Origin of the sequence: Caldimonas taiwanensis NBRC 104434, from assembly GCF_001592165.1 — a bacterium.
GTDB classification, from domain to species: domain Bacteria; phylum Pseudomonadota; class Gammaproteobacteria; order Burkholderiales; family Burkholderiaceae_C; genus Caldimonas; species Caldimonas manganoxidans.
Genome location: NZ_BCWK01000092.1, coordinates 1 through 655 on the forward strand (window position 1 = coordinate 1; position 655 = coordinate 655).

A 655-nucleotide genomic window follows, 5' to 3' on the forward strand; every position below is an offset into this window, starting at 1 on the left:
CGCTCAACGCCACCCAGCTCGGCAGGCTGCTCGGCCTGTCGGCCAAGGCGACCAACCAGCGCCTGGCCCACCACGGCCTGCAGTTCCGCAACGAGCGCGACGAGTGGGAACTGACCGAGGCCGGCGAGGCCTGGGCCGAGGCGATGCCGTACTCGCGCAACGGGCACAGCGGCTACCAGATCCTCTGGAACCCGGCGGTCGTCGAGCGGCTGAAGGAGGTGGCGTGATGGCCCTTCCCATCATCACCGCCGACCAGCGACTGCGCGAGAAGCAGGGCGTGAAGCTCGTGCTGCTGGGCAAGAGCGGCATCGGCAAGACCAGCCAGCTCAAGACGCTGCCGGAAGGCTCGACCCTGTTCGTCGACCTCGAAGCCGGGGATCTTGCCGTCAAGGACTGGCGCGGCGACTGCGTGCGCCCGACCACCTGGCCCGAGTTCCGCGATCTCGTGGTGTTCCTGGCCGGCGCGAACCCGGCGCTGCCCGCGGATGCGCCGTTCTCCGAGGCGCACTACCGGCACGTCTGCGAGCGCTATGGCGACCCGGCGCAACTGGCCAAGTACGACACCTACTTCGTCGACAGCATCACGGTGCTCGCGCGCCTCGCCCTGATCTGGGCCAAGACCCAGCCGCAGGCCTACAGCGAGCGCACCGGCAAA

Annotated in this window: 1 protein-coding gene and 1 pseudogene; both read left to right on the top strand. The window is 69.3% G+C overall.

The annotated features are described in order from the left end of the window. Positions 1-227 (top strand): annotated as a pseudogene (locus CTA01S_RS16295) (hypothetical protein); the annotation flags it as partial. Continuing rightward, positions 227-655: AAA family ATPase (locus CTA01S_RS16300; protein WP_157451417.1), on the top strand; the 429-nt coding region annotated here is incomplete at its 3' end. The pseudogene CTA01S_RS16295 and the gene CTA01S_RS16300, both read left to right, overlap by 1 nt.